The organism is Cyclobacterium sp. SYSU L10401 (genome assembly GCF_010993705.1).
Classification (GTDB): domain Bacteria; phylum Bacteroidota; class Bacteroidia; order Cytophagales; family Cyclobacteriaceae; genus Cyclobacterium.
On record NZ_WOFO01000001.1, the window covers coordinates 347,073 to 369,510 of the forward strand.

Consider the following 22,438-nt stretch of genomic DNA (forward strand, 5'->3'; position numbering starts at 1 on the left):
TACTTTTTCCTATAAACGGTACATTTAAGGCAAAGTTGGTAAATGAAATCAATGTTTTTTATATCGCATCATTTTACTTCTGCAATCCTTCAGTTTTGCAGACCAGATCCCACAAGGCAATGCCAATTGTGACAGAAATATTGAGGGAATGCTTGGTGCCCAGCTGGGGAATTTCCAGCACATGGTCTGCCGCAAGGACTACATCCTCCTGTACACCAAAAACCTCATTTCCGAAAACAAGGGCATAAGGCTGCCCGGGCTTTGGATGAAAGCGGTTTAAGGGGATGCTATGGGATGCCTGCTCCAGCACGCAAACCTGGTAACCATCCTGCCGGAGCTCCCTGATAAGCTCAATGGTGTTTTCGCGGTATTCCCAGGCCACGGATTCGGTAGCACCCAGGGCTGTTTTGTGAATATCCCGGTGCGGTGGTGTGCCGGTGATACCACATAGGAATATTTTTTCGACCAGGAAGGCATCTCCTGTACGGAAGGCAGCACCTACATTGTTCAAACTGCGTACGTTATCCAGTACCAGTACAATGGGATTTTTATCTGCTTTTTTAAATGCCTCAACAGAAAGGCGGTTGAGTTCATCTAAACTAAGTTTTTTCATATTCGGACAGGGTTTAAAGATGTAAAGATAAGTGCTGGCTGAAAAATTAGAAAGCCCTTATTTTTTACCTTATTTTTGTTTATCCTAAGGAAGAGGTAAATTCAGGATTTATTTGATAAAACGAGATGCTCACATGGCTAAACAGGCAGTGAAAGAAACCCCCTTGATGAAACAATACAATGCCATTAAGGCAAAACATCCCGGAGCGATATTGCTTTTCAGGGTAGGGGATTTTTATGAGACATTTGGAGAGGATGCCATCAAAGCCAGTAAGATTCTGGATATAGTACTGACCAAAAGGGCCAATGGTGCGGCTTCCCACATTGAACTGGCGGGTTTCCCCCACCATTCCCTGGATGCCTATTTGCCCAAACTGGTGCGGGCAGGAAACAGGGTGGCCATTTGTGACCAGCTGGAAGATCCCAGGGAGGTGAAGGGCATTGTGAAAAGAGGTGTAACGGAACTGGTTACTCCTGGTCTGGCTTATAGCGACAATGTACTGGATAAGCGGAGAAATAACTTTTTGGCCAGCATACACTTTGAGGGCGAACAGCTTGGAATTGCCTTTCTGGACCTTTCTACCGGGGAATTCATGTGTGCGCAGGGTAACCAATCCTACATAGAAAAACTGCTGCAGAGTTTTAATCCTTCCGAAGTGATCCATTCCAAAGCTTCCCGGACGGTAGCAGGAGCCCTGCTGAAAAATGATTTTACCACCTTTCATTGTGAAGACTGGGTGTACCAGCAGGAGTATACCTATGAAAAACTTGTCAATCATTTTGGGACCAATAACCTGAAGGGGTATGGCATAGAAAATATGGTATTGGGGACCATAGCTGCAGGGGCTGTTTTGTACTACCTGGAGGAAACCGAACACAAGGAAGTCAGGCATATTGCCTCCATTTCGAGGATTGCGGAGGAAAAATATGTCTGGTTGGATAAATTCACCATCCGCAACCTGGAATTGATTTTTTCCCAACAGGAGGGGGGAGTTCCGCTCATACAAATTCTTGACAGGACCCAAACTCCCATGGGTAGCCGGATGATGAAAAAGTGGATGGTATTGCCTTTAAAGGAAAAAGAGCCCATAGAAGAAAGGCAAAAATCAGTGAATTTTTTTTACCAGCAGGCTGAGCTGCGAGAGGAGTTGTTTTCGCATCTCAAACATATCGGAGACCTGGAAAGGCTGATCTCCAAAGTGGCGGTGGGCAGAATCAATCCCCGGGAAATGAACCACCTTAAAAAGGCCCTGAAAAGTACCCTGCCCATCAAGGAATTGCTGGGAAAACAACAACATGGCTCTCTTAAAAAACTGGCCGATCAACTGAATACCTGCTCCTACCTGCTGGAGAAAATAGATAAGGAGTTGATGGAAGATGCACCCATGCTGACGCATCAGGGAGGCATCATCAAAAACGGGGTGGATGGGGATCTGGATGAATACCGCAAGCTGGCGACTTCCGGTAAGGATTACCTGGTCCAAATCCAGCAAAGAGAAGTACAGCGCACGGGTATCAGCTCCCTGAAGGTGGCCTTCAACAAAGTATTTGGTTACTACCTGGAGGTAAGCAATACCCACAAGGACAAGGTGCCGGAAGAGTGGATCCGCAAGCAGACCCTGGTCAATGCCGAGCGATACATTACGGAGGAATTGAAGACCTATGAGGAAAAGATCCTGCATGCTGAGGAGCGGCTGGTGGCGTTGGAGCAGAAGTATTTCCAGCTGTTGGTACAGGATGCCGGAGATTATGTGACCCAGATCCAGCAAAATGCCAGGGTGCTGGCGGCTTTGGATTGCCTGTTGAGCTTTGCGGAGGTGGCAGCAGAAAACAACTACTGTGCCCCGAAAATAGCCAGTTCAGATACCATTGAAATCAGGGATGGCAGGCATCCGGTGATCGAAAGGCAACTGGCCATAGGAGAGGAATATGTGCCCAATGACATTTACCTGGACAACTCCTCCCAGCAGGTCATCATCATCACCGGACCCAATATGGCCGGTAAATCTGCTTTGCTCAGGCAGACGGCCCTGATCGTGTTGATGGCCCAGATGGGGAGCTTTGTCCCGGCTTCTTTCGCCCGCATAGGCATGGTGGATAAGGTCTTCACCCGGGTGGGGGCCTCCGATAACCTGTCCAAGGGAGAATCCACCTTTATGGTGGAAATGACCGAGACAGCCAGTATTTTGAACAACCTTTCCGACCGCAGTCTGGTGCTGATGGATGAAATCGGTAGGGGAACGTCCACCTACGACGGGATTTCCATAGCCTGGTCTATTGTAGAGTACCTGCACAACCATCCCAGGTGCAAGGCCAAAACCCTTTTTGCCACCCATTACCATGAATTGAATCAATTGGCCAATGATTTTCCGAAAGTGAAGAATTTCAATGTTTCTGTCAAAGAGATCGGAAACAAAGTGATATTTATGCGGAAGCTGGAAAAGGGGGGGAGCGAACACAGCTTTGGAATACACGTAGCGCAGATGGCCGGCATGCCCAATCCGGTGGTGTTGCGGGCTGCAGAGATCATGAAGTACCTGGAAAAGGACAAGCAGTTGCAGCAGCATCAGGAAAAGATGAAAGATATGCCCAAAAACAATTACCAGTTGAGTCTTTTTGAGATCGATCCTAAATTTAAGGAGGCCAGGGACTTGCTGGAATCCCTGGACATCAATACCATTTCTCCGGTGGAGGCCTTGTTGAAACTGAATGAAGTGAAGAAAATTTTAGAATAGTCTAGTCGCTTTAGGCTCAGGGAGCTAGGCGTAAGGATGTAAAAATTTCCTGAGGATTATTGGAGAATAGAAATTATAGCGTAAATTTGCAGTCACAAATACAGAAAGAAAAGACTTTTCGTATTACTTAACAGACCAGCGAAAGTAGCTCAGCTGGTAGAGCACGACCTTGCCAAGGTCGGGGTCGCGAGTTCGAATCTCGTCTTTCGCTCCAAGAAAAGCCCTGATGCAGGGCTTTCTTTTTTAGGGAGTAATGGTAAGGGTAAAATCCGGGATTTTACCTAACTTTGAGCTTTCTAAGGATGCCGGGATGGTGGAATAGGTAGACACGCAAGACTTAAAATCTTGTGGCCATTAGGCCGTGCGGGTTCGATTCCCGCTCCTGGTACAAATTTTGGCGAAATAGAGCTTCTCAGACATGGGAGGCTTTTTTTATTTTTTCTCCGTCGGCTATTAAATATTCAGGCGGTAGCGTATAAAATGAAGCGATATTTACCAAAAATCCCCGTAAGCAGTCGCCTCTTTTTTGCCGCTGCTTACGGGAACGCTTAAATTCAGTTAGTAGGTTAATAAAGGATTACCCGAAGGACCCTGCTAGCTTCCCGTTCGCTTTCCATTCGCAGGTAGTATGTTCCGGCACTAAATCGGTAAGCGGACAGGTCAAACTCCAGCCGGTGTCGGCCCGTTTCCAGGTTTACCCTGTCCAGGTAAGTGGAAACACCCAATGAATTGACCAGCTCAAAGCTCCATACCCCGGATTCTTTTGCTTCGAATTCCAGGTTAAGATGGTCCCTGGCGGGGTTTGGATACAGATTAACCACTTCAATCTCCTCTTCGCTGTTTGATTCCCCGAATTCTTGTTGTTCTCCCATTTGGGATTCCGTAGCCATCCTGGCCGCAGAAGCCAACGTGCCCTGACGGTACACTACGATGCCCGATAGTTTGGCCCGGTCTTTCACCGTGATCATTTCAAGACTTAGGTATCCGTCGGTTACCTGAACATCGTGAATCGTACGGACGTAGGCATGATTAGCCCCTCCATGATCTTTGTACAGGTCAATGATTTCGCTCAGGGGTTCATTTTCCAGCTGATAGCGGAACAGCCGGGCATTTTCCCGGGTCCAGTGGATTTCTGCAAAATGCAGTTCTACAGTATAGTCGCCTCTTGCCGGAACCTTGATTTCGTAGGAGAAGTCACCATTTCTTTCGGATTGGTAGATGGTGTCCAGTTCGGTATTTGAAATGGCCGCATTGGTGGAATAGATGCTACCGGTTGGATGGCGCAAATCGCCCTGCCACTGTATGTCGCCAGCATCCAGCCAGAATCCTCCAGCATTGATCCGTCGTACGACTGTCAGGGGATTTACGGTGATGGAAAAATCTGCGTAGGCGGAAAACCCTTGCTGGTCGGTCACTTTAAGTGCTATTTCGTACCGTCCTGGTGTGGAAACACTTCCACTAATATGACCGGTATCCGGGTCTAAACTTAAGGATTCAGGAAGACCTTCTGCAAAATAATGCAGGTTTTCTCCGTCAACAAGGGAATAGGCTTCTAACTGATAAGACCATTTTTGTCCTTCATTTAAGGTTTGGTCTTCCGGTTGGGAAATTGCAGGTGCGCCGGTATCCGGATCAACCGGTGCCAGGCGTATTCCTGAAACTTTAGCTTGGTTAATGGTCGGTGTAAATTCCAAATCGAATGTTCCGTCCATGACTTCCACTGTTCCGGCATTCAACATGTAAGCATGGTTTGGTTCTCCGGTCAGCTTGATCAGGTCCAGGTTTTTCAGTTCTGATTGCCCGTTTTCAATCAGCACATCAAATACCCGCTCTCCTTCTTTTTCCCAAAAAATTTCGGATAGGTAGAGCACGAGCAGATACTTTCCGGCCTTTGGAACAGGAATGTGATAATTAAATTTCCCATACCGCTCGGACTGGTGCAATTCATCCATGTCCGTTGCGCTAATAGACCTGGAATTGTCATAATGGGTTTTCCCGCCCAGGTAATATCGATCAGACAACCACTCCGTCCCCAGGTAGTAAAGTGCCTCGCCTCCGGCATTGATCCATATATCTTCGGAGGTTTCTTTTTGGGCTTGTTTGTACAGGGCGATGCCTGAAATTTTCGCCCGGTCCTTTCGACTGATAAATTCCAGATTCAAGTGGCCGTCCCTTACCTCCAGGTCCTCTATCCGTACCACTTTGGCCTTTTTCAAACCTATGTCCTTAACCAAATCAATATTGGTTCTAAAAAGGTCATTTTCCACCTTGAGGTCAAATAAACGTGCGCCGGGTTGTTCCCAGAAAATTTCTGCGAAGTGCAGTTCCAATGTATACTGCCCCGGTCTCGGTACCGGTATTTCATAGCTGAAATCACCATTGCGCTCGGTTTGGTATAAGGCATCGTTTTCAGTATTGGAAATGGGAACCTGATTGGAATAGGTGTTTCCCCCTGAAAAACGGGTGTCGGGCAGCCAGACCTCCGATCCACGATAAAGGTAGGGACCACCGGCATTGATTCGGAATACATTGTCCAGTGCGGGGGGTTGATTCACTATATCCGGAATTTGTGCGATGCGGTAGGCATTTATACCCTCGAAAGAGGTGAACGAACCACCAGCCAGGAGATTTCCTTTCGAATCGACCGCCATCGTCTTAATCTCACCATTAAAATCATAGTCCAATTTCAGTGTAGGATCCACGCTGCCATCCGGCATCAATCGGGTCAGTATGTGCGGTTGACTGTATTTGCCCCAGCTAAGTAAAGTCTTTCCGTCCGGTTGAATGGTAAAAAGTTCCATATGTCCACTTGCAGCAATTCCTGCCTTGAAACCCCTGTCCTGGGAGCCATCCGGGTGCAGGCGGATCAGTGAGGATTCGTCACCCGTAGGACCATCCGACGCGGCCAACAGGATTTTGCCGTCTTTTTGTACCAAAAGCTTTTCCGGACGAATGTCCAGTTGCTCGTTTACTTTAAAAGAAGTATCCAGGCTGCCATCAGCATTCAGCCGGGTGAGCAGTTTTACTGGATGGCCATTGAAGGAAGTAAAATTGCCAGCAAGCAATATTTTGTTTTCGGGCGTAATGGCCAGGCTAACAATGGCCCCATTAAATCCTGATCCGATATCGAAGGAGGTATCTTTTGAGCCATCGCTGTTGAGCCGGATCAGGCCAGGAATGGGTTCCCCGTTAAAATCCTCTCCGGCCACAATAATTTTACCATCTTTTTGTAAAGCTGCCGGAAAGTTAGAACCTGGATCAAATCCAGAGCCTGCATCAAACTCCATGTCCTTTTTTCCATCAGGGAGTAACCGGACTATTCCTCCGGCCGGGGAGTCATTGTAGGATGTGAAATTGCCAAAGAGGAGTATTTTTCCGTCCTCCTGTGGGAGGATCGAAAGGCTCGGTTCGAAAAAAGGATGATACAGACCTGTTCCAGCATCAAAGGACTCGTCCAATGTACCATCGGGATGAATGCGGGCCAGACCTTTGGCGACTCTGCCGTTATAGCGGCTGAATTTTCCAGCGACCAGGATTTTTCCATCTGCCTGAAGGGTCAGGGTGTGAACTTCCTGGTTAAATTCAGGAAAGGGATTATAGCTTCGGTCCAGGGACCCATCCATATTGAAACGGAACATCACGGTCTGATCGTTCCTGATTCCTCCCACAAGGAGTTTGCCATCCGTCTGAAAACCCAAGCGCTTACCCAGGGACTGCAACTCATCCGAGGGAATTTCCTCCGGGTGTACAAAGTTCCCGTCTTGCCTTCCATCAGGAAGGATGCGTTGCAGTTCCCGAAGTGTACCGGCATAGGGGCTTCTGGATGTATAAACAAATCCATCCCCGCCTTTTACAAAATAATACGGACGGAGGTCAGCAAAGCCAATTTCTTCGTTTGGGGAATAAAAGGATTCGTCTACCGAGCCATCCGGAAACAAACGCAGTTGCGATACCATCCCTTTCAGACTTTTTTGCATGAATCCACTAAGCCAGATTTTTCCGTTTTCTTCCAAAAGAATGGAGTATACGTCAAATTGATAATCTATCGTTCCGTAATCGGGATCTGTATACGTTTCTCCAAAGGGTACTGCAAGTTGAAAGCTGGCGTCAAGAGAGCCATCCGGATGCAGGCGAAAAAAATCATTCCCGGCGTTTACCAGAATTTTTCCGTCTTCCTGAAGGGCAAAAATCCTGGTAAGGTTTTCCGAATTACTTTGTGGGTTAAACGAAGGGTCCCGGGATCCATCGGGATGTATCCGAATCAGGGAGGGAACTGGTTCATCCTGGTAGCTTGTGAAATGACCACTAACCAGGATTTTTCCATCTGATTGGAGTACTACTGTCGTTACCTCCTTATCAAACCCTACACCGATCTGAAAGGAAAGATCCCTGCTGCCGTCAGGGTTTAGGCGTATCAACCTGTTGGCCTCCAAACCATTATAGGCAGTAAACTTTCCACCAACCAACAATTTGCCATCTGACTGAACCTGTATGGATCTGACAAAATGATTTTCTCCTTCGGTAGTTTGAAAGCCGGTTCCCGTTTGAAAGGCTGGATCTATCTGCCCATCTGAAAGCAGGCGGACAAGTCCACTGGCAGGTTTGCCGTTGTAGGTAGCAAAACTACCACCCACCAACTGCTTTCCATCATCCAGGATCTGCAAGTCACCTAAGGAACCGTCAAAGCCCGTCCCGGTATTTCTGTCCAGGTAATGGAAGGACGGATCAATAGGAATATCCTGTGCAAGGAGCGGAAAGCAGGCAAATAAAATGAAGATAAGCGGGAGTAAGGCGGATTTCATGACGAGTAGGGTAAATGAAGGTGGAAAAAGAAGCAGTTTATTCCTGCGAAAAGGGTCAAGATCAAATTTATTCAGGTTTTCCCGCCACTCCCAACCCTTCTGGATAGGTGTTCCCTCCCAACTGCTATTTCCATTAGAATGTTGCGACAAATTACCATTCAATGGAAGTATTGGTTTTTTCTGATAAAATGTGGTCAAGCCTTATTTTTCAGGCTTAAAATGCTACTTATACCTAATAAAACTAAGAAATAAAATTCAAATAAAAAAGATGATTCTGGTCAGATAGAAACATGTGTTTTTATCATAAAGTATTGGTAAACAGGATGAATGCCGGAGTTAAGATCTGTCGAAAACCCGAAAGGAACCTCAAGGGAGTAGTTCTGCCCTTTATTTAGTAGGCTTGGGAAGATGGATTATTTTCTATGTTCAAGAAGTCGGATAAAATGGAACAATCCGTGCAGGTGGTCGATGTGGTCGGGAGCGGTATTGCCGGCAAAGGCGAGAATTTTGAGTTTTCCTTGGGTCGATTCGCCCAGCTGCTGCATGCCAAGTGGCCCTTCTTTCAGAACAGGCCTGCGGGGAGTACCCGTAGCTGCCAGCAGGAAGTCGGCACTTTCAGTGGTACTCACAAAGGTGCCGGGAAAAATACTGCTATGGGTAAAAACAAATGCCTTGGTACCGGAGGTAGCGTCTTCTGCCAATTTTTGAAATGCCGACAGGTCCTCATGGTTGATGCGCCCTCCCCTGGAGATCGGAGTTTGGGCCGGAATATAGCTGGCGTGGAGGCCGTCCAGTAGCATTACGCCGTCTATGATGGCGTAGTTGCTGGTTTTTAAAATGGAACGAATGGCTCCATATCCGGCGCTGAAGCCGGACAGGTACAGCTTCCGGATGGGCTGCTGCAGGTGCTGCCGGGCAGCTTGTAGCAGGGAGTCAAAGCGTTCCGGAGCTTTCAGCGGCTCTCCATAGGCACTGGATCCATTTCCCAGGTTTACCGCTACAGCTGCCCAGCCCTCATTTTCTGCCATTGCATGGGCTACCACGCTTTCCTCGCCATGAAAATGAATGAGCAGGTTTACCGAATCCTGAGAAAAGTCGTTACGCATCAATAGCAGAGGGTCTTTGTCAAAAATGCCCGGGAGGGGAATTTTCTTTCCATCAAACCCCGAGTCGTCCACCCTGCCATGGGGGCGGATGTGTTCCTCCATGGGGGAGGGGTTTTGTGCCATCATGCTGTTTTTATTGGCGACTTTACAGGAAAGGCAGATTGCTAGGGCGGAAAGAAAAATAATTCGGTGCATGGGTTTCAGTAAATTTCCGGGAAAATAGCTAAAAAACCCGCCTGGTGTTCATAGTTTGGCGGGTTTTTATGATCGGATTTCCAGCGTTCTATTTTATTTTACCCATGTAGTCTTTCTGGTATTTCTTCAACAGAAGCCTGGTAATTACCGATACCGTGGTGGCCTGTAGGATGCATAGATAAAATTCCACTTGCAAATAATCAAAGGTACCAAATGGCATCAGCCACATAAACAGGACTGACATCCAAACGATATCAAAAGGAAGACTGAATACAACTTTAATAATTGGTTTCATTGTCGAATTTGTTTATCTAAAACAACTTCCCAAAATTTTGGCCTACCCATAATGAACTAGTAAAGCATTATGTCCTTTACTTATTCTTACCCATGTAATCCTTTTGGTATTTCTTTAGAAAGAACTTAATACTGAATTCCAAACTAACTGCAAGTGCAATACTAAGATAGAAACCAAATTGAGTCATTCTGAAAGTACCAAAAGGCATGAGCCACATGAACAAAATGCTCATTGAAACTATTCCAATCATATGTTTTGACAAAAACTTCAACATTTTTTTCAATTTCTTTAAATTATCTGAAACAACTACCTAGCAATTCTGAGACTATACCTGCTCCAATACCTTCTATATAACCTAAAGCACCCCCAAATACTGCACCGCCAACACAACCCCCGGCTGTACCCAACACTGGAAATACAACTGTACCTCCAGTACATCCAATTACCGCACCCCGAGTTCCTCCTATGCCCAAACCAACAACACCGGCAAGTAAAACATTTCTGGTATTTACAGAACAACCTAGGGTTCGTACTTCGCCATCATAATCGATAATCAACCTTTCTTTCAATTTTTCTATCCCGTCATTAAGAACAAAATCGGAAAAGACAATGGTGCCGGAACTGATCGACAATAGGGATATTTTTTCCTCATAATTTAAAGAGGGTGAATTTATTATCTGGTCTTGCAAGGAATGGGCCATATTTTTAGCAATTATTGGGTTATCCGTATACTCCAAAGCGTTTATAAAGGGAGTCAAAATTTCTTTTTGTTGTAATGAGAAGGAATTATCCCAATTTAACAAATCTCCTCGGGTCCGGCCTTGGCTATTGTTTCCAATACCAATAATTCTTTCAAAACCAACGTGGAGCTCATGTTCCTCGCTGTTTTCGAAGACCTTCATTTCCTTGGCCATCATATTGACGATATTAATAAACAGTTCCTCTCCCTTAACATAAGGATCAACAGATTTGGACTCGTTCATTTTTTTGTCGAGAATCTCAAAGGTTAAATCAAACCCATGTTCATAAAAACTCATGAGTTCCTCGATTTCATCCATATAAGATTGGGATTGAGGGAGGATATTATCCTGTGAAGTTTCAAAATTTTCACAAGAAACAAATAGTAGTAGGGGAATACAGAATTTTAACTTTTTCATTTTATCCGTAATATTAATAGAATAAGACCTTAATAGTTGTTCTTTCAAAAATACTCCTCCATTAAAGGAGGTTCCACATTACAGCCTGACCTTACTATATAACGATTAAGAAACCCACCTATAGGGATATACGATTATCAGGCAGATAAATTAATGGCCTAATTCAAAGTTTAAAACTTGATTAAAGAAAATAATAATCCGTTGAAACGGAACCGGGATCTAAAAACTGGTTTAAACCAATGTTCTGATGAACAGCTGTTTATAAAGTGAAAATATTTATTTTTTATAATAATTCAAAAAAAATTCATAAAAAAATTCATAAAAAAATTGGAAAAAAAAATTGAAAAAAAAGAGTACCGAATCTATCTCAATCTGGCACCTAATTGACCAATTCGAAGTTTCCCAGTGTCATCTAGGTAGCAAATGTGCCATACAACAGTAAAAGCATTTAGCTTTCCCAATTTTTGCGATATAGGCTGGTTGGTAAGAAAGCAAACAGCACGATGGTTGCCCCTGTGTGGCAGTCCCGTTTTACTATGTTCTCTCCGCACATACCCTCTCTAGGAGCCCCGGAATGAAAGTTTTATTTTGATAATAGGTCAAGCGTACGTTTAAATAGTCGCACTCCATCTGTTGTAGTCCAAGAGGGCGGAACCGAATAAATATAAAAATCAGTATCTTTAGGAATGTGAAAAGCCTCAAGACCTTATACCCTGTTTTCATTCTTTTAACAACTCTTGGCATTTTAACCGGTTGCGATTTCAATAGTCCCGGTCCGGATGACCATGAAGAACAACAGAACGAACCCTATGAAGGGTTGATCCCGGATTTTCAGGGTCCGACCTATTCTGACGATTATACCCCTATTTTCAGATGGAGTGATCGTTCCATCTGGAACCTGGCAAATGTTCATGACCCAACCGTGATAAAGGATGATGACTATTTTTACATGTATCAGACAAATGCCTCCTATGGAAATGTTCATGAGGCTGGTGGGAATTATCCCGCCCGGCGGTCCAAAGACCTGGTAAACTGGGAGTATCTTGGTGCTGTCTTTGATTCGGATCCCGCCTGGGTGAAAAATGCGCTGAATAAGATACGGGCTGATATGGACCCGGCGTTACCACCCCTTGAAAACCCGGAATACGGGTTTTGGGCTCCGCATATCACAAAAGTTGCAAATACCTTCAGGCTGTACTACAGTGTAGTGGTGCTTAACCCGATTTTGGGAAATGACGGAAATGAATATTGGACAGAACGTGCCTTTATCGGCCTTGCCGAATCTACCGATCTCTCTGGCAATAATTGGGAAGATAAAGGAATGGTGATCCACTCGGTGGCTGATGGTGAAGAAACCTATGCGCGTGATGGGGGTTCCGACTGGAGCGGGTATTTTAAGTTCAATGCGATTGATCCATCCTATGTAGTCACCCCGGAAGGTGAACACTGGCTCATTTACGGTTCCTGGCATTCGGGGCTGGCAGCAGTTGAGGTGGATCCTGTCACCGGCAAACCCATGGAGTTGAATACCCTTCCCGATTTTGGCGTCCGAATAGCCGCCCGCGGCCATGTACATGCTAACAGATGGCAGGCACTTGAAGCGCCTGAAATCATCTATAATGAGGATACGGGGTATTATTACCTGTTTCTGTCCTACGATGAGTTAGCAGAGGCGTATAATACACGGGTGGCCCGGTCAGAAGATATAACCGGTCCTTATTATGGTTTGGATGGCGGAAATGTCACAGCGGGAGCGGAGGCTTATCCTGTACTCACACATCCCTATAAATTTGCAGACAGTTATGGATGGGTTGGAATTTCACACCCCGCAATTTTCCAGGATCCGGATTCTGGAAAATGGTTTTATGCATCGCAAGGGCGTTTACCGCCGGGTATTGCAGGAATTAATGTTTCTAATGCCGTTATGATGGGGCATGTGCGGGAAATATACTGGACGGAAGATGGCTGGCCTGTGGTTGCTCCCGAACGGTATGCGGATGTTCCGGATGTTACCATAACGGAAGCGGATCTCACAGGTAAATGGGAAGAAATTATCCTCAGATATGAATACCAAGCGATGCAGCTTTCTGAAATGATCACCTTACATGAAGATTATTCAGTAAAGGGGTACCTGAATGGAACCTGGTCTTTTGATGAGGGCTCCCAAACACTCACGATAAATGGCACGAAACTATTGGTTGACAGTGCCTGGGACTGGGAAGTTTCTCCGAGACGTACCACGGTTACCTATGCAGGCATCTCATCGGCAGGTTTTTCGATCTGGGGTAAGAAAGTTGGAAACTAATAGTTGATTGTTAACTGAATCTGAATGAGGGGGAACCCGGTGCAATTGCATAATCCCTGGGAAAAAAGTCTGATCCCGATGGACAGGCATTTCCACGGGACAGGCTGCCCAGACAGCATCAGGGTTACCCCTGCGCTTAAGGGTACCGAAAGAAATCGGCACATGTTTCGCCCGTTGGAACGGTCAACTTTTTGACCTATATTCACCATTCCAGGAACATAAATTGTATATAAGAATTAGGCAAAATATCCGTAAATCGAAGGGTTTTAGCTCGTATCAAATGCTGTGCTTAACAGAAGGTTTGGTGCTTCCCAATCGCCTAATTTCATATACTAACCGTTAGCGGTAATGTTTGCTTAACACCCTAAAAGAAACCGTAAATATGAACAAGAAAAGAAGAAATTTATTACGTAGCGCGGCACTCGCACCGATTTTATTAGGTTCTCGCCACCTGTTCTCAAGCCCATTAATGAATACCTTGGCCCCGTCCAGATTACAATATAGCATCAATGCCTATACTTTCAATTCCTTGCTAAGAAGTGGTGAAATGACCTTTTTTGATATGATGGAGTTTGCCGCTACGCTCGGTTTAAATGCAGTTGACTTAACAGGCTATTATTTTTCTGATTATCCTGAAATACCAGACGATAAAACATTGTTTCAGTTAAAGAAGAAAGCATTACAATTAGGGTTAAATATTTCATGGACAGGGGTAAGGAATAACTTTGTAAATCCGGATAAAAATTCAAGAGCATCTGATATTGAATTGATAAAAAATTGGTTGCAAGTATCATCAAAGCTTGGAGCTTCCATTATGCGCATTTTTGCCGGAAATGGAAAACACGAAGGATACTCCAGAGACGAAGTGAAAGAATGGATGGTGTCAGACTTTAAAGCCTGTGCCAGATATGCCGAAGAAACAGGCGTTATGGCAGGCATGCAACACCACAATGATTTTTTATACGAAGCGGATGAAATTATCGATATTTTAAAAAGAGTGGACTCGGATTGGTTTGGATTAATTTTGGATATTGGTAGTTTAAGAAGAGGTGATCCGTATAAAGAAATTCAAAAATTGGCGCCTTATGCAAATTACTGGTTTATTAAAGAATTGGTTTATGTGGATGGGATTGCGGAACCTGTTGATATGAAAAAGATTGCAAAAATATTAAAAGACGTAAATTATACCGGTTACATTTCTTTCGAAAGCTTGACCGACGGCGACCCCAAACAAATTGTAACCTCTATGTATAATGATTTTAGAACAGCGTATGAAAAGCGCTGAAATGAAACCAATTACCACCTATAGAAATATACCGCTAATGAATGGTGTAGACGGCCCGGCCAGATTCCTCTGACGGGGAGCGCCTGATATACCATTGGGGTTTGGGCCTCGTAGCCTCCCAGGTCCCGGCCCTTCGCTAAAGGGATCATTTCTTTACGCTCAGTCCCAGTTCACTGGATTATATGTTGCTTATTGATGTAATAGGAAAGCATGGATTCAAAAGCCTTCGCATTCAGCTTTTCAATAGTCACCACCTCATAGATGCAGTATTGTTGACAACCAATATTTTGACGTTAAAAAAATGAGGACAAACTGTTGTTGGTCTTAAAAAATACCGTTTTTTGATAGACACGGTTGGTTAATGGTGGTTCCACTCCCTCTAAAATCAAAAACAACCGGTACTGAACTTTCAACCCAAGCAGTTGGAAAAACATCGTCTAGTAAGTCAATAACAAAAACCCTTTTTTGTCCGTGACTCGAAATTCCTTTTTTCCTTTAAGGAAACGAGGGTAATCTCGTTTTAAGCGTGTGCCATCTACTACCCAAACCATATTGCGGTAAAACTTTTCTCGGGTCTCCCGCTCCTTTGGGTCAATAGGGGAGTGTTGAAACTCAATCACAAGACTATGAGCACTTCGGATATCCGCAATATGTTTTTCGCCTGTATTTTCGTCTAGTAAGGAGACTTCTTGCCATTCTATGGGGTAATTATTTTTCCAGGAGCGATGCCACTCAGTTTCCGGTTCCCACCATGGGTTACAGTTTCGAGATGCTTGATGTGCCCAATGATTAATTTTACGTTCCCCGCATTTTGCAATTAATTCTGCACTGCAACTGGGGCAAATTCCATTAACCCCTTTAGTAGCTTCAGCTTTAGTACCATTTACTATTGCAAACTTCATTGTTTCTTTTTGATCGGAGCCAGTAACAGATAAAAAATCCAGGCAAACCAAGATATAAAAATCACAGCTAATACCCAAGCCAATTTCTCGCTTCCAGTGGTTTTACTGGAGCTGATTACGATTATTATCGGGAATAGCCAGATTAATCCAATTATTGTTAAAAACGCCAATCCATCAAGCCCTGAATTTTCCATCTCTTATTGTTTTTAAAATTTAGGGTACCTCACCAGCTTTGTTGTCCATTCATTTTTTTACCCGTAGATTGTTTGGTGTTTTCAAAACTTCGTTCTTAAAAGTAATACCTCTATCCAAAAATAGCAAGATCATACGTTTGAATTGATTGACTTAAAAACGAACCCTAAAAAAATATGCACATCAATACCAGGGCATATTAAGGCCATAAGGAGTCAAGTAGAGCAAAGGTCATCTGGAATCTTTTAGAGTTCTCATGCCTTGTTTTAGGGCAATCGGGAGGAACTGTAAGGAGGATTCTCTATTATAGCTAGTTGGTAGGTCCTATGTAAAACACCCATTTCTTGATTAAATACCTAGGGATGGCTACAAACAAAAAAAGCCACAGAAATTAATCTGTAGTTCTCTTTAGGTTTTAAAATGATGACAGATAATAAAAAAAATTACTCTTTACCCATACAACATTTTGGCCAACATTTTACGAAAAATGTTTCTTTATAGTAGTTGATTGTCCCAGTCTTAGGCCCTAACTAAAGCCCCTTCAAGACTGAGGAGAATCAGATGCTCCCCCTCATTTTTTCCATCCGTTCAGAATGATTTCTCGGATAAATTTTCTGGATTTTTGACTTTTAATGAATCTTTCCGCTTTGATTGCTTCGGTGCGTGAGGGAAAGGCTATTGAAATTTTCACCACCCATGGAATACCGCATTGCGTCCAGATGTTGTTCTTTTCGGGATCATTGTGGAAACTGAGTCTATTACCCGTGTCTTCCGTTTGACCAACGTAATACTTGTCGATGGTTTCAGAATAAAGGATATATACTTAATGCTGATCCACGCATAAATATATAAAAAAACCTGCCATTGGCAGGTTTTTGCTCCTCCTCTTGGGCTCGAACCAAGGACCCTCTGATTAACAGTCATAAAATACACACAAACTAAAAATATAAAAAATATTAATAAGTATCACTCAAGGCCCTCAAAACCTTTAATTTATCCCTTTTATTTTCCTTAATGCTTGTTGTTTACTTTGCGTTATTATGCTAACTTTGTGTTACAAACGTGTTACATTTTAACTCAAGGTTATGAAAACAGCCGAAGCAAATATTTATTTGGATGAACTGAGACCAAAGAAAAACGGCAAATGTTCCGTTAAAATCAAAATCACATTCAACCGGAAACGCAGATACTTTTCAACCGGGATTGATTTAACACCTGAGGAATTTCATAAGGTGATGGAGAACAAACGAAGGAATGTGGAGCAGAAAGAAATTCATTTGAAACTAAACTATTTTTATACCAAGGCGGTGAATACCTTGAAAAACCTCAATGTATTTACTTTTGATGCTTTTGAAGAACAGTTTTTTGAGCAGCGTAACACGCAAAATAGCGTTTCCTTTGCATTTGAAAAGTATATCGACCAATTGAAGGCTGAAAAAAGGTTGGGGACCGCTGTAAGCTATGAATGTGCAAAAAACAGCTTAGCGGGTTACAAAAAGGATTTGACTTTCGCAGAGGTAACACCAAGCCTTTTGAAAAAATATGAAAGTTGGATGCTTGAACGCAACAAAAGCGTTTCTACCGTTGGCATCTACCTTAGAAGTTTAAAAGCCGTTTACAATGTTCAAAATATTGACAAAAGCATTTATCCATTTGGTGAAGGGAAGAATAAATATTCTATCCCAACAGGTAGGAATATTAAAAAAGCATTGACCGTTGAAGAAATAGCAAAAATTTACAATTATGAGGCCAAACCTGGAACTACTAAAGAAATGGCAAAAGATTATTGGCTCTTTCTTTATTTGTGCAATGGCATGAATGTGAAAGACTTTTGTTTGCTAAAATGGGAAAACATTGACGGTGATATGCTGACTTATAGAAGGGCGAAAACCGTAAGAAGCAAAAAACAAAGCAAATCCATTTCGGTAGCATTAAAACCAGAAACCCTGGAAATCATAAAAAAATGGGGGGTGCCTTCACTTTCAAGTGAGGCTTATATTTTTCCACACCTTCAGCCCGGAATGAGTGCAGAAAAAGAACGGGGAACGTACCAGCAGTTAACTAAAACCATAAATAAGTACATCAAACAAATAGCTTCTGAATTGAAAATAAATAAAAATGTAACTACCTACTATGCCCGGCATAGCTTTGCTACTGTACTAAAGCGTTCAGGAGCTAAAATTGAAATGATTAGCGAGCTATTGGGCCACAGCTCCGTAGATGTTACAGAAAGTTATTTGGATAGCTTTGAAAAGGAGCAAATTCAAAAGGAAACAGATGTTCTCACGTTCGGTTTCAGAAAGGCAAATTAGGGTTAAAAAGGCAGTTTCTACTTTTGGACCAGGTAAATGGATTGGCCTTGCTGGCGGTGAAAAGGAAAGTAAATGTTTATACATAACTAACTAATCAAATGTTGTAAAATACTGACATTTAAAATCTAGAATCTTTATGCCAAACGGAATGAGTTTTGAAAAGCATTTCACTTTTATTGTTAGAAAAAATAAATCGAAAAATTGTTACGTCAAGTTATGAGCGAAGGAGGGTTGAATATAAATATTTCGAAAAATGAATGATTTACCATTATTTGTTTCTCTTTTTGTAGAAATCATAGAGATTTAGTATGGGTAGTATTTTTGACCCTACTTCTTCAAGAGAAATATTATTTGGGTGTTTTTTGAGTTAATCCAAAAATTAAACGAAGACGTTCGAAAAAATAAGTATCCAAAATTCTTTCCAAATTGACTAAAATTATTTAGAACTAATCTAAATTAAGTATATAATAAAAAAAAGTAATAAAAGCCTCGTTAAAAGGCAAAAAAAAATGTCAAAGAATAATAACTTATGAAGTTAGTATATTTAGTGGTAGGGGAGGATCATACGACAAATTGGAATAAATACAACCCAGGTCCACGCCAAAATTGTGGACTAAACCAATGGAAATTCCTCCAATAAAATCCAGATAGGTCTATGAGCGAAAAACCTGAATTCGAAGAACTTCTATTTAAATATATAGAATTCTATGAGCAAGAACAGAAGGAGATAGTTAAAGAGGATAAGGAAAGATTAGAGAATTCGCCAGATATTATTTCTGATTTCATAGAAATGTTTAATGAATCCATGTCTTTAAGACAAGACTCAAGATTTTTTTGGCTAATAATTAGGTATGGGGCACCCAATAATTTCAAATTGCTTCTTGAATGGTTAACCCATGAATTGGCTACCAATAAATCCGTTGAAAAACAAGATAACCTGGGACAGAGCCAGGAAAATATAATTCGTTTTTTAATTGAAAAGGGTGTATTACAAACCCAAGACATTCAAAAGATGATCACAGTACTGAAGAGACGAGAAATTAGCGGCTACCCAGATCGTCCACGAAAACTTCTTGAGTTTCATTTACATGAAATTGAAAAAGTAGATCGTCTTGATACTGAAAATATTTCATACATCGAGAACAAAATTAGATTCAGTGCAAAGCATTATGTTTTGGCATTTATTTTTGATTCGTACGCCACAGGAAAAATTCTTCCGAATGGACAGAAGCAAAAATTAGAACAAATAGGCAATTCCCGTATAGGAATAGGGAAAGGAAATCGCTTTTATAAAGCCTTTAATGAGATAATAACCAAAGACCTAAACTCGAAAACCAATCTTAAAAATATCGGGGGAGACGATTGGAGAAATGCAGTCATTAGACTTTCAAAAGTCCCTGATTTAGTTGAAAAATACTTAATAAAAAAAGGTCTTTAATTAAGGGCAAACAAAGGGCACTGCCCCGAAGTGCGCCGAAAAATGCCCCTTGATTTTTGTGCATCATTCAAAACCATTTGATTATGCACAATTTAGTATTAAGTCCAATTGACCCGGAAGTACTTATACGCAAAATATCGGATCAGGTAACCGAGAATATCCTAAAAGCAATTAGGTCCGAACGAGGCCCAGAGGAGGAACAGGAAAAACTTTTGACGGTACAGGAAGCAGCCGAATTCCTTAACCTAAAGGTACCCACCATTTATTCCAAAGTTAGCCGGGGTGAATTGCCAGTGATGAAAAGATCCAAACGACTTTATTTCTCTAGAAATGAGCTGATGGGTTACTTGAAGAAGGGGGCCAGAAAATCTAATTTCGCTATTCAAGATGAGGCTGAAAACTTTCTCAAAAACAAAGCAAAATCCTAATGCTTTGTGGTATCAAGTTAAAATTGGATTCCAGAGCCATTTCTCAGCTTCTAAGTAATCCGGGTCTTGAATTCCAGCAAACAGTAAACTGCCAGACGGGAGAAGTTAACTCAAAGAGATTCTGGGATGAAGATGGTATTTCCATTTTGATTAAAAGCCTGGGGTACGGCTATCTTAAAGGAAGCCTACACAAATATAAGAATAATGGCTTTCATAACTATGATGATTTTACTTGGCCAGAAGTTTTTGAAACAATTCAAAGGCTTTCCGATAGGACAAAGTTAAATATAATAAACCTGGGCCTGATTCAACTTGAATGGGGATTAAATATAACCCTGGATTTTGATCCCAACCTACTTTTATCCGGGCTTGTTAGGCATTATGGTAGTCCATTCAAAAGAATGTACGTATTTCCAGGATGCCATTACGTGGCAAACCATAATGATTATGATGTGAAAATCTACAACAAATCTGCTCAAAATAGTCTTTCTTCCCATCTTTTGAGGTATGAGCTATCATCCAATAAAGCTCGATACTTTAACCATTTTGGAATTAATTGCCTGGGAAATCTCGAAAATAAACACCATCAATGCCAGCTATTTCACTCCCTTCTAAATGAATGGAAAAACATCTTGTTGATTGACCCCCTAATTAACAGCTACGAAGCAAAATCTAAGAATGAAAAGTTAAGATTGGCAAACTGGAAAAACCCTTCATTCTGGAATCATTCAAGTAGAAGGGTAAGGTCATACCACCTAGAACAATATGAAAAATTTTTACTCCAAAAAGGTATGTGTATTAAGGGGGATCTTGGAGAGCTATTAAAGGAAAAGTTTATTCACCTGTAACGATTTCACACTACATCCTAGGAGTGAATTCGTTACGAAGATTAAAAGAAGCATTGAATTATGAAAAGTCAAATCAGTTTTGGCCATAAAAAAATTCTTTTAGCTGACAAAGAGCTCTAATTTGTGGAGCACTGCTGATGCGAAAATGAATGCAACTGAAGCGGCAATACTTGCAGGGTATAGTGAGCATTCTGTAAGGCAACAAGGATATAAAAATCTTACAATACCTGATATTTTTAAGTACATTCAACTTAATACCAAGTAAACTAATTGCAGAAATCCCAATTTCATGATCTATTGATAATCGATTATATCTTATTATCGCATACCGATCGGGTGCGATCCTACCCGATAGGTATCGATGGTTAGCGAATGGTTGCGATAAACATGAATTGGTTTTTTGCAAGAAAAACGAATTCCCTGTATGTTTGGGGCCCATCCTTAGAGAAATTCAGTAAATATCTAACATCAATAATAATATGGCATGCCTGATTTAACTAGAAATGAGATTGTAGAGCTATTATCCAGACATGGAAGTGGTGTAAATTTACAAAATAAAGATCTAAGAGGACTCGATTTAAGTCAATTATCCTTTTTAGGAGCTAATTATGAAGATTTAGATATTCAACACGCAAAATGTTTTGGAGCAAATCTGAGAGAAGCTAATCTAAATGGAACAAACTTAGAGGGAGCAAATCTGAAAGGTGCGGATCTTATGGGTGCGGATCTTAGAGGGGCAAACCTTCGAGGAACAAATCTTTCAGAAGCATACCTACGAGGAGCAGACCTTAGAGAAGCAAAATTGAAAGGATCAGATTTTCTTTACACTAACTTTGAAAGAGCAAATTTAAAAGAAGTTAATTTTGAAGGAGAGATACTTAGGGATACTTATTTTATATGGTCAAACCTAGAAGGAGCAAACTTTGATGGAGCGGACCTTACAAGAGCTGATTTTTCGTTTGCCAACCTTCAAGGAGCAACTTTAAGAAGAGCACATTTTTACAGGGCAGAACTAACAGGAGCCGTGCTTCATAGAGCGGATTTTAGAGATGCTAACCTTAAAGGAGTAGATTTCTTCAGGGTTAACATTACAGGAGCAAACATTGCTGGAGCTAAATTTGATGAGCTTTCATTCTAAGAAAGAAATATCAAAATATAAATGTAGTTTGAACTTATTACGAATATTAAAAAGGAAAAAAACTGTATTCACAGAGTTTGATATATACCAGGAGAAGTCTATTTAACCACCAAAGAACTTCACTTTGCTGAGCACTATCTTGGTGAAGCAAAAATGAATGCTACAGAAGCGGCGAAACTTGCGGGGTACAGTGAACATTCTGCAAGACAACAAGCGCATGAGAACCTTACAAAACCTTAAAAAACCTTACATTCAGGCAAAGGATCAAAAATTCTTGAAAAAATTGAGGTAACGCAGGAAAAGGTATTGACAGAAATCGCAAAAATTAACATTTCCGATATCACTGAATTTTTTAATGATGACTGGTCTTTAAAGGCACTCAGTCCGGTTGATCCAAATACAACGAGCGCCGTCAAGTCCTTCAAAAAAACAGAATCCGGTTTTGCTATCCAATCACAAGATAAAATTAAAGCCTTGATGTTGCTATGGGAATTAGTAACAAGTGATGATGTTAATCAATAGTCAATACCCCTATTGAAAAATATCCTTTGAAATTTTTTTTTTTTATTCGCAATAATCATTGGATTTCAGTAGCACCAAGTTTAAATTTTCATTTTTACGATGAATAACCAAATATTTTTAGAATATTTAAGGGTCAACTAAATTTTTGTGGGCACATTATTATTCT

17 protein-coding genes, 2 tRNA genes and 1 pseudogene are annotated in these 22,438 nt (G+C 41.9%); 12 read left to right on the forward strand and 8 right to left on the reverse strand.

Features of this window, described 5'->3' with window-relative positions:
- Window positions 1-73 precede the first annotated feature (73 nt).
- Entirely contained in the window at window positions 74-613 is a 540-nt protein-coding gene (locus tag GL182_RS01420) for an RNA methyltransferase (RefSeq protein WP_163377784.1), read from the reverse strand.
- A gap of 133 nt (window positions 614-746) precedes the next feature.
- On the opposite strand from GL182_RS01420, the gene mutS reads away from it, so the two are divergent.
- The 3 genes from mutS to GL182_RS01435 all read left to right on the forward strand — a co-directional run bounded on the left by mutS (window position 747) and on the right by GL182_RS01435 (window position 3,735).
- Window positions 747-3,347 (forward strand): DNA mismatch repair protein MutS, encoded by a 2,601-nt coding sequence (gene mutS / locus GL182_RS01425; RefSeq protein WP_163377785.1) that lies wholly within the window; start codon window positions 747-749, stop codon window positions 3,345-3,347.
- Between the two features lie 138 nt (window positions 3,348-3,485).
- Window positions 3,486-3,561: transfer RNA gene (locus GL182_RS01430), tRNA-Gly, on the forward strand.
- Window positions 3,562-3,651: 90 nt separating this feature from the next.
- A tRNA-Leu gene (locus tag GL182_RS01435) sits at window positions 3,652-3,735 on the forward strand.
- A gap of 178 nt (window positions 3,736-3,913) precedes the next feature.
- Here GL182_RS01435 and GL182_RS01440 read toward each other — a convergent pair.
- The 4 genes from GL182_RS01440 to GL182_RS01455 all read right to left on the reverse strand — a co-directional run bounded on the left by GL182_RS01440 (window position 3,914) and on the right by GL182_RS01455 (window position 10,902).
- Entirely contained in the window at window positions 3,914-8,311 is a 4,398-nt protein-coding gene (locus GL182_RS01440; RefSeq protein ID WP_163377786.1) for a malectin domain-containing carbohydrate-binding protein, read from the reverse strand.
- A 251-nt stretch (window positions 8,312-8,562) separates the two neighbouring features.
- Window positions 8,563-9,381: a hypothetical protein gene (locus GL182_RS01445; RefSeq protein WP_240469507.1), complete on the reverse strand. Its 819-nt coding sequence runs from the start codon at window positions 9,379-9,381 to the stop codon at window positions 8,563-8,565.
- A 157-nt stretch (window positions 9,382-9,538) separates the two neighbouring features.
- A complete protein-coding gene (locus tag GL182_RS01450) occupies window positions 9,539-9,745 on the reverse strand; it encodes a hypothetical protein (RefSeq protein WP_163377788.1) in 207 nt (68 codons plus the stop codon).
- A 293-nt stretch (window positions 9,746-10,038) separates the two neighbouring features.
- A complete protein-coding gene (locus GL182_RS01455) occupies window positions 10,039-10,902 on the reverse strand; it encodes a hypothetical protein (protein WP_163377789.1) in 864 nt (287 codons plus the stop codon).
- Between the two features lie 688 nt (window positions 10,903-11,590).
- On the opposite strand from GL182_RS01455, the gene GL182_RS01460 reads away from it, so the two are divergent.
- Both GL182_RS01460 and GL182_RS01465 read left to right on the forward strand, forming a co-directional pair.
- Window positions 11,591-13,207, forward strand: a complete 1,617-nt coding sequence (locus GL182_RS01460) for an arabinan endo-1,5-alpha-L-arabinosidase (protein ID WP_163377790.1) — start codon at window positions 11,591-11,593, stop codon at window positions 13,205-13,207.
- A 382-nt stretch (window positions 13,208-13,589) separates the two neighbouring features.
- Entirely contained in the window at window positions 13,590-14,492 is a 903-nt protein-coding gene (locus GL182_RS01465; RefSeq protein WP_163377791.1) for a sugar phosphate isomerase/epimerase family protein, read from the forward strand.
- 437 nt (window positions 14,493-14,929) lie between these two features.
- Here the strand turns inward: GL182_RS01465 and GL182_RS01470 are convergent, their stop codons facing one another.
- The 3 genes from GL182_RS01470 to GL182_RS01480 all read right to left on the reverse strand — a co-directional run bounded on the left by GL182_RS01470 (window position 14,930) and on the right by GL182_RS01480 (window position 16,403).
- A complete protein-coding gene (locus GL182_RS01470; protein WP_205603562.1) occupies window positions 14,930-15,394 on the reverse strand; it encodes a competence protein CoiA in 465 nt (154 codons plus the stop codon).
- Entirely contained in the window at window positions 15,391-15,588 is a 198-nt protein-coding gene (locus tag GL182_RS01475) for a hypothetical protein (RefSeq protein WP_163377522.1), read from the reverse strand. The genes GL182_RS01470 and GL182_RS01475 overlap by 4 nt, the downstream gene beginning before the upstream one ends.
- Before the next feature lie 569 nt (window positions 15,589-16,157).
- Window positions 16,158-16,403, reverse strand: a complete 246-nt coding sequence (locus tag GL182_RS01480) for a GIY-YIG nuclease family protein (RefSeq protein WP_262889318.1) — start codon at window positions 16,401-16,403, stop codon at window positions 16,158-16,160.
- 268 nt (window positions 16,404-16,671) lie between these two features.
- On the opposite strand from GL182_RS01480, the gene GL182_RS01485 reads away from it, so the two are divergent.
- The 7 genes and pseudogenes from GL182_RS01485 (at window position 16,672) to GL182_RS24190 (ending at window position 22,272) form a co-directional block, all read left to right on the forward strand.
- Window positions 16,672-17,898 (forward strand): site-specific integrase, encoded by a 1,227-nt coding sequence (locus GL182_RS01485; RefSeq protein WP_163377792.1) that lies wholly within the window; start codon window positions 16,672-16,674, stop codon window positions 17,896-17,898.
- Between the two features lie 655 nt (window positions 17,899-18,553).
- Window positions 18,554-19,336, forward strand: a complete 783-nt coding sequence (locus tag GL182_RS01490; RefSeq protein WP_163377793.1) for a hypothetical protein — start codon at window positions 18,554-18,556, stop codon at window positions 19,334-19,336.
- A gap of 83 nt (window positions 19,337-19,419) precedes the next feature.
- Window positions 19,420-19,764, forward strand: coding sequence for a helix-turn-helix domain-containing protein (locus GL182_RS01495; RefSeq protein ID WP_240469508.1), 345 nt, complete (start codon window positions 19,420-19,422; stop codon window positions 19,762-19,764).
- 23 nt (window positions 19,765-19,787) lie between these two features.
- Window positions 19,788-20,612 carry a hypothetical protein gene (locus tag GL182_RS01500; RefSeq protein WP_163377795.1) on the forward strand — a complete coding sequence of 275 codons (825 nt, stop codon included), beginning with the start codon at window positions 19,788-19,790 and terminating at the stop codon, window positions 20,610-20,612.
- 145 nt (window positions 20,613-20,757) lie between these two features.
- On the forward strand, window positions 20,758-20,877 hold the full coding sequence (locus GL182_RS24425) for a terminase small subunit (protein WP_163378488.1): 120 nt from the start codon (window positions 20,758-20,760) through the stop codon (window positions 20,875-20,877).
- A gap of 219 nt (window positions 20,878-21,096) precedes the next feature.
- Window positions 21,097-21,750, forward strand: coding sequence for a pentapeptide repeat-containing protein (locus GL182_RS01510; protein ID WP_163377796.1), 654 nt, complete (start codon window positions 21,097-21,099; stop codon window positions 21,748-21,750).
- 84 nt (window positions 21,751-21,834) lie between these two features.
- Window positions 21,835-22,272: pseudogene (locus tag GL182_RS24190) on the forward strand (terminase small subunit).
- The last annotated feature ends 166 nt before the right edge of the window (window positions 22,273-22,438 follow it).

Excerpts from the sequence above, each read along its gene's own strand:
- mutS (WP_163377785.1), top strand. The coding sequence starts at position 747 with ATGGCTAAACAGGCAGTGAAAGAAACCCCCTTGATGAAACAATACAAT.
- GL182_RS01455 (WP_163377789.1), bottom strand. The coding sequence starts at position 10,902 with ATGAAAAAGTTAAAATTCTGTATTCCCCTACTACTATTTGTTTCTTGT.
- GL182_RS01510 (WP_163377796.1), top strand. The coding sequence starts at position 21,097 with ATGCCTGATTTAACTAGAAATGAGATTGTAGAGCTATTATCCAGACAT.
- GL182_RS01495 (WP_240469508.1), top strand. The coding sequence starts at position 19,420 with ATGCACAATTTAGTATTAAGTCCAATTGACCCGGAAGTACTTATACGC.
- GL182_RS01420 (WP_163377784.1), bottom strand. The coding sequence starts at position 613 with ATGAAAAAACTTAGTTTAGATGAACTCAACCGCCTTTCTGTTGAGGCA.
- GL182_RS01445 (WP_240469507.1), bottom strand. The coding sequence starts at position 9,381 with ATGATGGCACAAAACCCCTCCCCCATGGAGGAACACATCCGCCCCCAT.
- GL182_RS01465 (WP_163377791.1), top strand. The coding sequence starts at position 13,590 with ATGAACAAGAAAAGAAGAAATTTATTACGTAGCGCGGCACTCGCACCG.
- GL182_RS24425 (WP_163378488.1), top strand. The coding sequence starts at position 20,758 with ATGAATGCAACTGAAGCGGCAATACTTGCAGGGTATAGTGAGCATTCT.
- GL182_RS01450 (WP_163377788.1), bottom strand. The coding sequence starts at position 9,745 with ATGAAACCAATTATTAAAGTTGTATTCAGTCTTCCTTTTGATATCGTT.
- GL182_RS01490 (WP_163377793.1), top strand. The coding sequence starts at position 18,554 with ATGAGCGAAAAACCTGAATTCGAAGAACTTCTATTTAAATATATAGAA.
- GL182_RS01475 (WP_163377522.1), bottom strand. The coding sequence starts at position 15,588 with ATGGAAAATTCAGGGCTTGATGGATTGGCGTTTTTAACAATAATTGGA.
- GL182_RS01470 (WP_205603562.1), bottom strand. The coding sequence starts at position 15,394 with ATGAAGTTTGCAATAGTAAATGGTACTAAAGCTGAAGCTACTAAAGGG.
- GL182_RS01485 (WP_163377792.1), top strand. The coding sequence starts at position 16,672 with ATGAAAACAGCCGAAGCAAATATTTATTTGGATGAACTGAGACCAAAG.